Source organism: Candidatus Chlorohelix sp. (assembly GCF_037138995.1).
In the GTDB taxonomy this organism is placed as follows: domain Bacteria; phylum Chloroflexota; class Chloroflexia; order Chloroheliales; family Chloroheliaceae; genus Chlorohelix.
In genome coordinates this window covers 130,546-143,529 of sequence record NZ_JBAXHI010000001.1, presented here as the reverse complement: position 1 = coordinate 143,529, position 12,984 = coordinate 130,546, and the positions used below count along the sequence as shown (strand labels likewise).

The window sequence follows — 12,984 nt, the reverse complement described above, 5'->3', positions numbered from 1 at the left end:
AGTTGTACCCAGACAAAAGAGTTAAAAACCTTCGAGGAGGTATAGATGGGTCACGCAGTAGATGGTATTGAGCCTTGCCCTAAAAGCGAACGGGAAGATGTGCAATGTATGTGTGGAATTGAAATAGAGACGGTTGCGGGGAAAGTTACACATGTAGGAGTAATTCCTAACTCCAGATGTCGCCTTTGCACCGGAGTTTCCGATCATGACCAATACGAAATCTTCCGCATGGGTGTGCCATGGGGTGTAATAGTTTGTAATGTTTGCATGCTAATCTGCGAAGAGTATTAAGCTTCCTGTTCGAGATGCTTTGCCCAAACTTTCGTAGCCGATGGGTGAGAATAATCAATGCGTCCGAATAGATTGTAATGGTATATTCCATCCAACACATGATTTTCCGCGCCGGGCATATAAGCTCCGTCTATCGTTATAAAACCGTCACCCCATTGGTTAGGGTTTTCAGGCCATTGCAGTTTGTAAGACTGGTAGGCGAAACGCTCTGCCGGAGAACCGTGGCGACGCGGGAATATACTTTTCCCAATCGCTGCTACGTAAGTGATGTCGGGATAGTATGCGCCGGGGTAATATTTGTTGGCATATGCCGCGCTTTTTGTTGCCCATGGTTCTTTGGTGGTGTAGGGCGAGCCTAAGCTTATTAACCCACGTACAAAACGATGCCCGTTACACTTCAACCCACCGTAGGGTCTTTCACCCATCCACAGGCGCCCAATGCGCCCTCCTGCGCTGTGTCCAATCAGCCAAACTTTTTCTGCGCCGGTACTTTGGATGGCTATTTTTATGACCTTTGCCAGATCTACTATTTGGGGTTGAAAACTTTCATCACGGGTGAGCGCCCATTTCAGTCTTCCAACCGATGAGACAAAGACTTTTCGAGAATAGGGTGGTTTGCTCAGCGCTTTAATCCAAGGAAGGTAATCGCCGGGTTCAGTTAGAAAGCCGCCTGCTATTACAACTGGTTCATTCATAATTTTTTCTCGCTCACAAGTTTTGCCAACATTTCTTCAATCCGGTTTAATCGCTTTTCTACCCCTGTAAAACGTTCTGCCAATGCGGCTAACTCGATGTTTCGCGCTGTCTCATGGGCTAAAACCAACTGACCCATGTCTTCGATAGCGCGTGCTACTGTTGCGTTATAATCCACCTGCTGTTGCAGGATAGGCTTAACATACCAGCGAGTCGAAATATTGTTAAAACGTTCGCGTAAGGCTGCCACAAAGGGTATGCGGCTATTGAAAGACTTTTCCTCAACCAACCAACCTTTTTTCACATCGCTCAGGCGGGATGGTAGCCTTTCTAACACAGGATTTTCATCATTCACAATAATTTCATCCTTATTATCAAACACTTGCCACGAATGAGCAAGTGTTTGATATACTTTGATACTGGCTGATAAGTCTAGGCTGGGAGGGGTTATGGCAATACGCTTGCTTTCCTCCGCTATGAACTCGGTGAAGAATTGCTGTGCGTTAAGGTGTTTCTGAGCAAGCTGTAGCCGGTTACGGTGCAGTAATTCATAATAACTGCTTTTGCGCCCAAAGCTCGTACCCTCGTAATGATAGGCTACCGCGTCTGCTTCATACCAGATTTTCCAACCCAATTTGCCTGCGCGTAGGCACAAATCCACATCCTCGTAATAGCCGGGGTGAAAAGCAAGGTCAAAACCGCCCAACGTTTGTACTATTTCCCCGCGTATTGCCAGCGCTGCACCTGTTACAAAATCTACTTCGCCGCTTTCATCCCAGCGTCCGTCATCCTCTTCGCCGTATCCGAAATGGGAACCCAAGAGGCTTCCATGCATAATCAACCCGCCCGCATGCTGGATTTTGCCCTCTTTGGTTAGCAACTTGCAACCGGCTATGCCAATTTCGGGGTTTTTGGAGAAAGGCGCAACAAGTTTTCCCAGCCAATCCGCCGGAAAACTCATATCAGGATTGAGAACTATATAAAGCTCACCCTCCAGATGCTGCCAGCCGTAGTTAGCGCCTCCGCCATAGCCGAGATTTTCAGGGGCGGGTAGCCATTTCAGACCACTTTTTAGGAAGGGCTTTATTGTATTATGGGTACGCTGTTGCGCCGCGTTATCGTCGTTTTCAACCACTGCCACTTGCGTTTGAGCAGGGTAAGCCGCACAATTTTCTAACAGCGTTTTAAGACATTCCGGCAAGTCTGCTGCGGAATCATAGCTGACTATCACGATTGCCAATGCAGGAAAATCGCTCATTCTGCTCCACTTTTCGTTTGTTGAAGCTCTCTCAAATATTTCTCGGCGCTCTGTTTCAATTCGCCATTGGTAGAAGTCTGAAGAAACTCTGTAAAATCAGCCACCGCATGCTCACGGTGTCCTGACAATTTGTAAACCTCGCCTCGCCGGAATAATAAAGACAGATTGGGCTTTAGCTTTAAAGCTTCGTTCAGGTTCTGGATAGTAAGGTCATATTCTTGAATAGCGAGATATGCTTCAGCCTGATCTTTCAAAGCAGCCAGCAAACCTATATGTGCCAGAAAGTCTTTAGGGGAAAGCTCAAGCGCTTTGCGGAAAGTATCAATTGATTGATTGTACAGACGTACCGCGCCTGCCGAGTCTGGTTGTATGCCTTCCTTTGGGTTTAATAGGCTAGTTGCTTCGGATGATAGCCTTGCCCCTTCTTTTGCCAGATGCGCTGCGTATGCCAGATTATCAGTGCGTGGGGCAAGCTCAGTCAAGTATTTCTGGGCAGATTCGCGCAGATACTCTACTTTGCCGTAGCGCAGATACTGAGTCAGGTCGTTGCGAGCAGAAGAACGGTCGTCAATTTTCAGGTGACTCATTGCGCGATAATAATAATCTTCTGCCAGCGCGGGATTAAGGCGGATTGACTGTGTCAAATCAGTTACCGCTTCTTTGTACTTATGTATATAACGTTGCTGATGACCACGCTGACTGTAGGCATCGGCTAAAGCCTTTCGCGCTGCTTGCAAGGGTTCTTCTTCTTCGGTGGCGATTTCGAGCGTTTTCTTGAATATTGCCAAAGCTTCCCCGCAGTGGTGGATTGCCTGTTGCGGTGTAAGCGAAACCGAAGCTTCGTCCAAAAGACGATACCCATCCTTTAGCAGCTTATCGAATTCAGAGATGTTTTTTTCCAATTATGACACCCTCGCGCTTGTTTTTGCCACTATCCAAGTTTAGCTTATTCGTTAGCTCGTTGCAATCGGCTGAAATAAAATTTTATCCAGATATTTCCACAAACTGTGGAAAAATATTTACCTTTGCCGAAGTTGTGTTATAATTTAGCCCAAATATTTTTTCCTAAAATACCGTAACACTCTGAAAATCAGGTCGAAAAGGAGCAAACCAAGTATGAAGGTTAGTTGCCTGCAAGAAGAACTTAGCAAAGGCTTGTCGGTAGTCGGGCGTGCCGTTTCCACCAAGACTACGCTGCCGGTTTTAAATCATATATTGATTGCTACCGAAACTACCGATGATGGCGGGCGGTTAAAGCTGGCTGCGACTAATCTCGAAATCAGTATAACCTACTGGGTATCGGCACAGGTGGCTGAACCGGGCGAAATCACTATACCGGCGCGTCTTCTTTCCGAATTTATTTCCCAATTGGGCAATGAACGTGTACATATGAGCCTTGACGAGCAAACCCTTTCGCTCAATGTGCGTAGCGCTCGTTATGAAGCCAATATAAAAGGTATTCCCGCAGAGGATTTCCCAGCCCTACCAAATGTAACCAATCCCGGCAACAGTGCCGAAATCGCCTCCAACGTATTCCGGGAGTCGGTAAAGCAGGTGGCGTTTGCTGCCAGCACCGATGAAACTCGTCCGGTATTGACCGGGCTTTATGCCAGCTTCAGTGGCGATAAAGTCACTATGGCGGCAGCGGATAGTTTCCGGCTTGCGGTTAAAGAAGCCTCTTTGCTATCTTCGGTAAGCAATAATTTTAGTATAATTCTGCCTGCTCGTGCCATGCAAGAGCTTTCCCGTATTGTCAGTGACGATGATTCACCGATTGAAATAAGCGTTACCGCCAATAGGAGTCAGGCTTTGTTCAAAGCGCAAGGAATTGATTTTACCAGCAGCTTGATTGAAGGCAGTTTCCCAAATTTCCAACATATAATTCCAAAGCGGTTTGATACCCGTACCTTGATTAATACTGCCGATTTGCTCAAAGCTGTTAAGGTATCAAGTTTGTTTGCGCGGGATAGCGGCGGCAATATAATTCGGATGTCGGTTACTCCGGGCGAAGATGTAACTCCCGGTAGCGTTATGCTGACTGCCAACGCGGCGGAAGTGGGCGATAACCGTAATGAGCTTGAAGCGACTGTAGAAGGACAGCCCGCCCAGATTGCCTTTAATGCCAAATATTTAAACGATGTATTGGATGCAATAAACACCGCGCAGGTAGCCATCGAACTCCAATCTCCTAGCAATCCGGGTGTTATCAAGCCCGTTGGAAAGGAAGATTACACCCACGTGATTATGCCGATGCACCTCGCTAATCGCTAGAAATTTGCAAATACTTAAAGAAGTAGAAAATGGTTAGGGGCGCTGTTATGCGCCCTAATTTTACAGCAGCGAAAAAATGAGCCATACTCCAGAAAACGAAGACGCGCTATCGCGGCGGGTCGCTGAACTGCTACATCAGCTTGATTATCACAATTACCGTTACTATGTGCTGGATGACCCAATTGTCAGCGATGCCGAATATGACGCTTTATATCGCGAACTAAAGCAAATAGAGGAATCCCACCCCGAACTAATTTCAGAAGATTCGCCTACGCGCCGGGTGGGTACTTCTACCGCCCAGACCGATTTTGCTAAAGTGCGCCACCCTTACCCCATGTTGAGCCTGAGTAATGTGTTTAGCATGGAAGATTTGGTGCGCTGGGATACTGCCGCTCGCAAGTTCTTTCCCGGCAAGGTTGCATTTGAATATGTGGTAGAGCCTAAAATTGACGGGCTTTCGGTTGCGCTTACCTATGAAGATGGCGTGCTAGTTCGCGCCGCAACGCGGGGTGATGGCGCTATTGGCGAAGATATTACGCTGAATATCAAGACCATTAAGAGTGTACCGCTCAAGTTACGCCAATTAGAGGGTAAACCTATACCACGCCGCATTGAAGTTAGGGGCGAGGTTTATCTGGCGATAAAGGATTTTGAAGCATTGAATCGTGAACTGGCAGAAAAGGGGGAGAAGCTTTTTGCCAATCCGCGCAACAGCGCTGCCGGTTCTCTACGCCAAAAAGACCCAGCGATTACAGCTTCTCGTCCGCTTAGCATTTATCTATATAACCTTGGTTATATAGAAGATGGATTGGAAATTCAAACCCAGACTCAAGCACTCGAATATTTTCGGAAGCTTGGCTTCCGCACCGCTAAAGATATAAAGCTATGCCGTACTCTTGAAGAAGTGGAAAACTGCGTCAGAGATTGGTTGGCACGCCGCGACTCGCTCGATTTTGAGATTGACGGCGCAGTGATTAAGCTTAACGATTTCAAAACTCAGGAATTGCTGGGCTATGTAGGGCGCGACCCACGTTGGGCTACCGCTTATAAATTTCCGGCGCGAGAGGCTACTACCGTACTGAAAGATATAACCATATCGGTACGGCGCACGGGTAGCATTACCCCAAAAGCGGTACTTGAGCCTGTGCAAATCGGCGGTACTACGGTACAAAACGCTACACTTTTTAATGAAGATGAGATTCGTCGCTTGCACTTGAAAATCGGCGATACAGTATTGGTTAAACGCGCCGGAGATGTGATTCCCAACATTGTGAAGGTTTTCGAGGAGCGGCGCACCGGCAAGGAAACCGACTTCGAGATGCCCCCAAAATGCCCTAGTTGTGGTTTCCCAACGCGCCGTGACCCTGAATACGCGGTTTTATACTGTACCAATAACTCGTTTGATTGCCCGGATCGCACCCGTGATTGGATTAACCATTTCATCCAGACGATGGGTATGGAAGGGTTGGGCGTAAAAATAACCAACCGTTTCTATGATGAAGGCTTTATCCGAGATTTTGCCGATATTTACAGCCTTAAAAAAGAACAGTTGATTTCCCTTGAGCGGTTCGGAGAAAAGCTTGCCGACAAGTTGCTGGCGCAAATTGAGGAAAGCAAACAGCGCCCGCTCTCGCAACTGTTGGCAGCTTTGGGAATTGAGGGTATTGGGCAGAAAGCGGCTGAAATGCTGGCGCAGCGTTTTAAGAGCCTAGCTCGCTTAAGGGCTGCAAGTACAGATGAAATTGCCGAGATAAAAGGCATGGGTAAGGTTGCGGCACTAAGCATTGTGGCTTTCTTTACCGATACGCGCAACGCCGCGTTGGTGGATAAACTTCTGGCTTTTGGGGTGCGTGCTGCCGACCCTGATGATAGCGATGAGAAAAGCGGCAAACCCCTTTCCAATATGACCTTTGTGTTGACCGGAAAATTGCTAAACTATACCCGGCAATCGGCTGAGGAGTTGCTCAAGCGCAAAGGTGCTACTGTGGGCAGTTCCGTAAGCAAAAATACAACCTATGTGGTTGCGGGTGAGGATTCCGGTAGCAAACTGGCAAAAGCTCAGGCGCTCGGAATAAAGATCCTATCTGAGCAAGAATTTGAAAAATTGGTCAACGATTAATTAGGCAGTAGTCGGAAAAGTATCTTTGAAGAATCTTTGTGGTAAACCGTCCTGATTTCTTTGAATTTAACTTATGCCGAATTTTGTATTATATACTTTGGAGAAAAAATGGCATACAGCGAACCTGTAAAATTGGATAGCCCTGTGGTGAAGGTGCGGCAAATTGCCCGTCTAGCCCAATTGATTCTTGATTTGCGGAACGAGTACGAACAACGCTTACGCCCCGATACTCTTAGCCAGCTCAAGCAACGTGCTGCCGAACTTAATACGCTGGCGCAGGAACTTGTTGGCGAAGTGTCCCAACTTTCCGAGAATCAGGAAAAAGGCTCTAAATAACTTTCTGCTAGTATCTTACCAATTTTACCGGCTGTTATTTCCCCGGTTTTTTAGAAAAAGGCATAAACCATGTGATTTTTTTGTTATAACCTACGTTTTAATAAGTAGAAACCTAATGACACTATCGGTTAATGGAATAATTATTAAACGCAGGAGCAAACAAATGAAATCTCCAAGTTTTTTTTCGTCACGTCGTCGCTTGTTCCTTTACGGCTCAGTGGTATTGGTCGTGATACTGGTTATTTCAGCGGTATTGGGCGTGATTTTGAGTCCTCAAACGGGTAGCGTATTTAGTTCGACTCAAAAGAGTCTTGGCTACGTCCCACAGTCCACCTCAGCAGCCGGGTCAGCAGCTAAAGCGCCCGTACCTGCTTCTACCAGTAGCTCAACTTCTACAGGCTCTGGTAGTTATAATATTGGCACAAGCGCCAACCAGATGATAATCCGTAATGCTACTCTGAGTGTCACGGTGGAGAATATGGAGAAGTCGCTGGCTGATATTCGGGCGTTGGTGGCGCAGCAGCAAGGTACAGTATTCAGCAGCAATACCACCGTCCGCGATGATAAGACTTATGCCACGCTTGTATTGCAAATACCCTCAGTTGCGTTTGATGACACGATGATTCGCCTACGCGCTTTGGTTTACAAGGTAGATAACGAAACTACCACTAGCCAAGATGTGACCGAAGAATACGTTGATTTAGACTCGCAAATGCGTAACCTTAAAGCAACCGAAGCTCAGTTGCTAGAGTTGCTGAAAAAGGCTACCAACGTGAATGAAACGCTGACAGTACAGCGCGAATTGACCAGCGTGCGCGGCGAAATCGAGCGGAGGCAGGGGCGAATGAGCTATTTGGAGAAGAAAAGCGACTATTCGCAGGTAACGGTCAATCTTTCGCCCAAAGGCGCAGCCTCCGTAATTAAAACGGGTAACAACTGGGACTTCGGCTTGATTTTATCGGATGCATGGGAAGGCTCTTTGCGAGGTTTGCAGGGTCTGGCAACTGTAACTGTAACCCTAGCGCTATATGGCATCTGGCTTGTGCCATTGATGGGGCTAGTCTTTTACTTCGGCAGGAAAATATATCATCGCCTATTCCACTCACCCGCTTCAAAGCAAACTAATTAAATCGAGTAAGGCTGGACTGAGTACAAATAAAATTGTTTAGCCCAGCCTTAACAATACAATAATAAAGCTATTTATCCACAATTGACCCTCGTTTTCCACAGAATATCCCCATTTATCCACATTATGGAAAGCAGATTGCGGCTTAGGCTTAAAGCTGTTAAAATTAACCTACTTTATTGGGATAATTTAATATATAAAGAAGCTTCAGGTTTTGAAGAATAAAATTATCGCAATTGCGAATCAAAAAGGCGGTGTGGGCAAAACCACTACTGCCGTAAGTCTTAGCGCAGGCTTAGCCGCCGATGGCTACCGTATATTGCTGGTAGATAGCGACCCACAGGGGAATGCTACCGGTAGTCTTGGTATTAACAAGCGCGAACTGGAAGTATCGCTTTACGAGGTACTGGTGGGCGAAAGTACCGCTACTCAGGCAATACTGCCTTCGGGTAGGGAAAGGCTGGAACTGTTACCCGCTTCAGTAGAATTGGCGGGCGCAGAAGTAGAGCTTACCACTTTGACCGAGGATGAGCGTGCTTTTCGTTTGAAAATGGCGCTGGAGCCGGTACGCTCTCGTTTTGACTATATCCTGATTGATTGCCCTCCTTCGCTGGGTCAAATAACTGTGAATGCGCTGACTGCTGCTGATGGTGTAATCATTCCGATCCAGTGTGAATATCTGGCGTTGGAAGGCTTGACTCAGCTAAAAAATACAATTGATTTGGTAACAGCCGCGCTCAACCCCCGGCTTACCATTTTTGGCATCATTATGACGATGTATGACGGACGTACCAACCTAGCATTGCAAGTGGTTGAAGAGGTCAAAAAGTATTTTCCGGAGCAAATATTCAATACGGTTGTGCCGCGTAGTGTGCGCTTGAGTGAGGCTCCCAGTTTCGGGCAGTCTATTTTTGAATATGACCCGAATAGTCGAGGGGCTCAGGCGTACAAAATTCTGACACGCGAGATGGTAGCACGCATTAAGTAGAGGGGCAAGAGATGGCTAAGGCAAGAGGTGGTCTGGGTCGCGGGTTGAACGCACTGATACCGGGGGCAATTCCTGCTCGTGAGGTGGAAGAAATAAAACCATCCCTCGAAGATGAGAGCGAGGAATCCATTACTTCTGATTCGATTTCTGACTCTCCCTCTGAAAATGCCTTGAGCAAATTGTCAGAAGTTCGCAAAATCGGTTTATTAACTGTACCTATTACCAGTATTGCGCCTAACCCCTACCAGCCGCGTAAAAAAATTGACCCAGATGTGCTGGAAGAACTTGCCAATTCAATTCGGGTACACGGTTTGGTGCAACCCCCGGTGGTAAGTTATAACCCCGATTACGACCCGGATTATCTGGAAGAGACTCTTACAGATGGTGACGGGGTTAAGAAAGAGCATCGCGCCCGTTACCTGTTGATTGCTGGAGAACGTCGCTGGCAAGCTGCCAAACTGATTGGGCTTACCACTATTCCGGTTGTTGTCAAAGAAACAACACCTTTACAGATGCTGGAACTGGCAATAGTTGAGAATATCCAACGTGCCGACTTGAACCCACTTGAAGAGGCATACGCCTATCGCCAACTGGTAGATGAATTTCGCCTCACTCAAGAACAGGTGTCGGAGAAAGTCGGTAAAAGCCGCACCGCCATTACCAATTCACTGCGCTTGCTGGATTTGCCTAAAGAAATTCTCGATGCCTTGAGTGATAATCTGTTCACGGAAGGACATGCCCGTGCCTTGCTAATGGCAAAGGATAATCGCGACAGGTTGCGCTTAATGAACTTGATTGTTGAGAAAGCTATGAGCGTGCGCCAGACTGAGGAAACAGCCCGCCGGATGAATACAGCCCACGCTGCCCGCGCTTATAATGATGAAATAGACCCCGATAATCGCCAAAAGCAGCGCATCTCCGAGCTTGAAACCAGCGCCCTTGAGCAAAGATTCCGTGACGCGCTTAGCATGCAGGTCGAATTAACCCGTAGTAAGCGAGGGGGCAAACTGGTGGTTCAATTTTATAGCGAAGAAGAGCTTGAGTGGCTTTATCGGCGCATAACCGGAGAAGATTTTGGTATATAACTTATGACCCAAACTATCCTAACTGCTTCCTCTGATTTTATCAGCACTGCCCTTGAAGAACTGTGTGAAGCCGATCCTGCCATTACAGTCGAAAAGCTACTTGGAGACGGCGTTTCGCTAGTAACAGGTCCCATGCCCTTTGAAACCCTCTCAACGCGCTTGCAAAAGCTTGAGCCGGTATTCTTGCGGCATATCTGCCCTGTCTGGCTGATTCATAAGCTGCGTGAGCGGGAAGAATTAGCTGCTCTCACCCAAGTTTTGGTAGAATTGCCTGCTACCGCCCGTTTGCTATCTGAGGGAGTTTCTTTTTCGGTACAGGCTCGCTTTTTGGGCGAAGACCCACAGCACGTTTTAACCGCTTACGCCATCAAAGAGGGCATATCCCAAAAGATAATAGCCAAATTTGGCGCAATTGAGAATATCAAAACGCCGGAAGTGGTAGTTTCGGTGGCGGTTTATGAAGCTACTGCCTATGTTGGTATTTCAAAAGTAAGCCAGAATTTGAGCGATTGGGCGGGCGGTATGCGCCGTTTTTCCCGTGAGTCGCAACAAATCAGCCGTGCCGAGTTTAAATTGCTGGAAGCAATGGATATTTTCGGGCTAAAATTGCCGGATTCAGGTAGTGCGCTTGACCTTGGCGCTGCGCCGGGTGGTTGGACTCGTCTTTTGCTCAAAAATGGGTTACAGGTGGTAGCGGTTGACCCCGCAGAATTAGACCCACGTCTGAATTCCTATACAAACCTGCGCCATTTCCGTGGGCATGCTGCCGATTACTTACGATTGGCACAAAAGCAGAGACGCCGCTTTGACCTTATTTTAAGCGATATGAGGGTAGATGCACGCACTACTTCCGAGCTTATGGGGCAATTTGCCAACTTATTACCGCCCAGAGGTCATGGATTGGTTACTCTCAAACTACCTTTTGCATCACCTGCGCTTGACCCGGTATTGCATATGCGCCAAGCGCTTACCCTGTTGCGCCAAAGTTTCCGCCTTGTCCAAGCAAAGCATCTGTTCCACAATCGGCAGGAAGTCACCGTTTTTCTGGAGAAATAAAACTTTTTATTTCTTACAAATTGAATAAATCTATCATAGATAGTTGTTGCTCTTCAGTTCCTGATTTTGGCGGGTAAAATACTCCAATTATCAAGAAGGGGTTAGGAGCATTTTTGATATGGTATTGTAACGTTGTTCCCAAGAAGAAATAGAGATCATTTTTTGAAACAAAATCATCAAAATATTTTTTTCTTACAAGTTTATTTGCCTCATTCTCATCTCCAGTGAGAGCAAGACAATTCCAATAAAGAGCACCAATTTCCCAATCTTCTATCATTAGTTTTCTAGGGCGGGAATCTCTCTCGGTTAGAAATTCATAAGAATATTTATACGGTAATTTTCTAATAATTCTTCTTTCTTTACCTTGTCCTTTATCATCAAGGTCAAATAAATTGTACTGCAAAAGTTGCACGCGCCATTCATTTTTCCATTCGCGTTCGTCAGGTTCTACTATAAAATTAACGATTTCTTTTGGGCGTAATGTTGCAAGGGATTTTTTTCAACCCCTTTAGCTAATTGTAGTAAGTCTTTCATAGAGATGAAAACTTCACCAAGCACTAAATCTTTTCGTTTTCTCCATTCTAGTTAATTGTAATAGAGTCTTTGTTCTATTTAGAATATATCTTTTTATCGGTAAAAATGCAAATAGAATTTTTCTACTGAACTTGCTTAGGTGGCGAATCGCGTTCGATAGGCACGCCCGATTCTATCGAACGTACCTATGCTCATTACAGCTTTGTGGAAAAGCTGCTTTTTACTCCATAATCCATTTATCGGTGTCGCGTTCGTAGCTTACCAATTCTTCGGGTTTGAAGAAAAGATTGATTTCTATCGCTGCATTCTCCGGCGAGTCAGAACCATGTACTAGGTTGCGCCCAATTTCTACTGCCAAATCACCACGAATTGTACCAAGAGGGGCAGATACCGGGTTGGTGGAACCCATTGTGTTGCGGACGACTTCAATTGCTTTTTTGCCTTCGAGGACTGCTACCAATACCGGGCTGCTGGTAATGTACTTTACCAACCCCTCGAAGAAGGGTTTACCCTGATGGATTCCGTAGTGTTTATTGGCAAGTTCAGTTGAAATGTGCATCAACTTCATACCGACAAATTTTAAGCCGCGTTGCTCAAAACGTTTGATAATTTCACCGGTCAAGCCACGCTGTACACCATCAGGTTTAACAATAATCAGGGTTCGTTCGAGGCTCACTTGTTTAATTCTCCTTATATTGCAAAACTCAAGCCATAAAACAGCCCAAAAGCGGAACTTGGCACCGCGTTTGGGCTACTTCAATTATTTTACAAAAGCGATATAAGGATAATACTTTTTGGGCAAAAGGGCAAACGCGCTATTCTTGAAAATCGTCTCGCGCCCGCCGTGCCGCTTTTGCCATCGCCAGTCGCACTTCGCCCACATTGTAAGGAGGTTGGCAAATGACGACCAGTACCAAATCTCCTGCTTCGCGCATTTGCAATGAGCCTTCCGCCGCGCCTACGATTGCATCATTTAGCTTGCCAATACCCAACCTTTCAGTTGTACGTGCTACTGTATCAAAAGTGCTGGCTGCCATCGCACCTAATATTTCAGCGTCTTCCTCTTCTATCATGAGGCTCTGAACTACCAAACCATCTTTTCCAACAAGGAGACCGCCAATAACTCCGTCAAGTTTAACCAATTCCTCAAAATACTTAGCCATTGCCTCTCCTAACCGCCGCATTTTCCCGGCGACGGCATTTTATGTAAGTGTTGCCGACTTGAGC

At 46.5% G+C, this 12,984-nt stretch carries 14 protein-coding genes; 8 read left to right on the top strand and 6 right to left on the bottom strand.

Annotated features, from left to right (window positions below; translation table 11 throughout):
* The first annotated feature begins 45 nt into the window (after positions 1–45).
* The gene (locus WCK19_RS00650; RefSeq protein ID WP_342395409.1) at positions 46–291 is read left to right on the top strand and encodes a hypothetical protein; all 246 of its coding nucleotides are present in this window, start codon (positions 46–48) and stop codon (positions 289–291) included.
* Here WCK19_RS00650 and WCK19_RS00645 read toward each other — a convergent pair.
* The 3 genes from WCK19_RS00645 to WCK19_RS00635 are packed head-to-tail and all read right to left on the bottom strand — an operon-like array spanning position 288 to position 3,144.
* Positions 288–986 carry a hypothetical protein gene (locus WCK19_RS00645; protein ID WP_342395408.1) on the bottom strand — a complete coding sequence of 233 codons (699 nt, stop codon included), beginning with the start codon at positions 984–986 and terminating at the stop codon, positions 288–290. The genes WCK19_RS00650 and WCK19_RS00645 overlap by 4 nt on opposite strands.
* On the bottom strand, positions 983–2,242 hold the full coding sequence (locus WCK19_RS00640) for a glycosyltransferase family 2 protein (RefSeq protein WP_342395407.1): 1,260 nt from the start codon (positions 2,240–2,242) through the stop codon (positions 983–985). Before WCK19_RS00640 ends, WCK19_RS00645 begins: the two co-directional genes overlap by 4 nt.
* Complete coding sequence (locus tag WCK19_RS00635; RefSeq protein ID WP_342395406.1) at positions 2,239–3,144, bottom strand: hypothetical protein; 906 nt, start codon at positions 3,142–3,144, stop codon at positions 2,239–2,241. The genes WCK19_RS00640 and WCK19_RS00635 overlap by 4 nt, the downstream gene beginning before the upstream one ends.
* Before the next feature lie 214 nt (positions 3,145–3,358).
* On the opposite strand from WCK19_RS00635, the gene dnaN reads away from it, so the two are divergent.
* The 7 genes from dnaN to WCK19_RS00600 all read left to right on the top strand — a co-directional run bounded on the left by dnaN (position 3,359) and on the right by WCK19_RS00600 (position 11,223).
* Positions 3,359–4,513, top strand: a complete 1,155-nt coding sequence (gene dnaN / locus WCK19_RS00630; RefSeq protein ID WP_342395405.1) for a DNA polymerase III subunit beta — start codon at positions 3,359–3,361, stop codon at positions 4,511–4,513.
* A 76-nt stretch (positions 4,514–4,589) separates the two neighbouring features.
* On the top strand, positions 4,590–6,632 hold the full coding sequence (ligA, locus tag WCK19_RS00625; protein ID WP_342395404.1) for an NAD-dependent DNA ligase LigA: 2,043 nt from the start codon (positions 4,590–4,592) through the stop codon (positions 6,630–6,632).
* Positions 6,633–6,740: 108 nt separating this feature from the next.
* A complete protein-coding gene (locus tag WCK19_RS00620) occupies positions 6,741–6,968 on the top strand; it encodes a hypothetical protein (protein ID WP_342395403.1) in 228 nt (75 codons plus the stop codon).
* 163 nt (positions 6,969–7,131) lie between these two features.
* A complete protein-coding gene (locus tag WCK19_RS00615; RefSeq protein ID WP_342395402.1) occupies positions 7,132–8,097 on the top strand; it encodes a DUF4349 domain-containing protein in 966 nt (321 codons plus the stop codon).
* Between the two features lie 211 nt (positions 8,098–8,308).
* Positions 8,309–9,082 carry an AAA family ATPase gene (locus WCK19_RS00610; protein WP_342395401.1) on the top strand — a complete coding sequence of 258 codons (774 nt, stop codon included), beginning with the start codon at positions 8,309–8,311 and terminating at the stop codon, positions 9,080–9,082.
* Between the two features lie 11 nt (positions 9,083–9,093).
* Complete coding sequence (locus WCK19_RS00605; protein ID WP_342395400.1) at positions 9,094–10,167, top strand: ParB/RepB/Spo0J family partition protein; 1,074 nt, start codon at positions 9,094–9,096, stop codon at positions 10,165–10,167.
* Between the two features lie 3 nt (positions 10,168–10,170).
* A complete protein-coding gene (locus WCK19_RS00600) occupies positions 10,171–11,223 on the top strand; it encodes an SAM-dependent methyltransferase (RefSeq protein ID WP_342395399.1) in 1,053 nt (350 codons plus the stop codon).
* A 13-nt stretch (positions 11,224–11,236) separates the two neighbouring features.
* Here WCK19_RS00600 and WCK19_RS00595 read toward each other — a convergent pair whose 3' ends face one another.
* From WCK19_RS00595 to WCK19_RS00585, 3 genes are all read right to left on the bottom strand, one after another.
* Positions 11,237–11,635: a hypothetical protein gene (locus WCK19_RS00595; protein ID WP_342395398.1), complete on the bottom strand. Its 399-nt coding sequence runs from the start codon at positions 11,633–11,635 to the stop codon at positions 11,237–11,239.
* A 342-nt stretch (positions 11,636–11,977) separates the two neighbouring features.
* Positions 11,978–12,433, bottom strand: coding sequence for a nucleoside-diphosphate kinase (gene ndk / locus WCK19_RS00590; RefSeq protein ID WP_342395397.1), 456 nt, complete (start codon positions 12,431–12,433; stop codon positions 11,978–11,980).
* Between the two features lie 139 nt (positions 12,434–12,572).
* Complete coding sequence (locus WCK19_RS00585; RefSeq protein WP_341468737.1) at positions 12,573–12,920, bottom strand: roadblock/LC7 domain-containing protein; 348 nt, start codon at positions 12,918–12,920, stop codon at positions 12,573–12,575.
* Between the last annotated feature and the right edge of the window lie 64 nt (positions 12,921–12,984).

Excerpts from the sequence above, each read along its gene's own strand:
- WCK19_RS00585 (WP_341468737.1), bottom strand. The coding sequence starts at position 12,920 with ATGGCTAAGTATTTTGAGGAATTGGTTAAACTTGACGGAGTTATTGGC.
- WCK19_RS00600 (WP_342395399.1), top strand. The coding sequence starts at position 10,171 with ATGACCCAAACTATCCTAACTGCTTCCTCTGATTTTATCAGCACTGCC.
- WCK19_RS00620 (WP_342395403.1), top strand. The coding sequence starts at position 6,741 with ATGGCATACAGCGAACCTGTAAAATTGGATAGCCCTGTGGTGAAGGTG.
- WCK19_RS00640 (WP_342395407.1), bottom strand. The coding sequence starts at position 2,242 with ATGAGCGATTTTCCTGCATTGGCAATCGTGATAGTCAGCTATGATTCC.
- WCK19_RS00615 (WP_342395402.1), top strand. The coding sequence starts at position 7,132 with ATGAAATCTCCAAGTTTTTTTTCGTCACGTCGTCGCTTGTTCCTTTAC.
- WCK19_RS00645 (WP_342395408.1), bottom strand. The coding sequence starts at position 986 with ATGAATGAACCAGTTGTAATAGCAGGCGGCTTTCTAACTGAACCCGGC.
- WCK19_RS00605 (WP_342395400.1), top strand. The coding sequence starts at position 9,094 with ATGGCTAAGGCAAGAGGTGGTCTGGGTCGCGGGTTGAACGCACTGATA.
- WCK19_RS00650 (WP_342395409.1), top strand. The coding sequence starts at position 46 with ATGGGTCACGCAGTAGATGGTATTGAGCCTTGCCCTAAAAGCGAACGG.
- dnaN (WP_342395405.1), top strand. The coding sequence starts at position 3,359 with ATGAAGGTTAGTTGCCTGCAAGAAGAACTTAGCAAAGGCTTGTCGGTA.
- ligA (WP_342395404.1), top strand. The coding sequence starts at position 4,590 with ATGAGCCATACTCCAGAAAACGAAGACGCGCTATCGCGGCGGGTCGCT.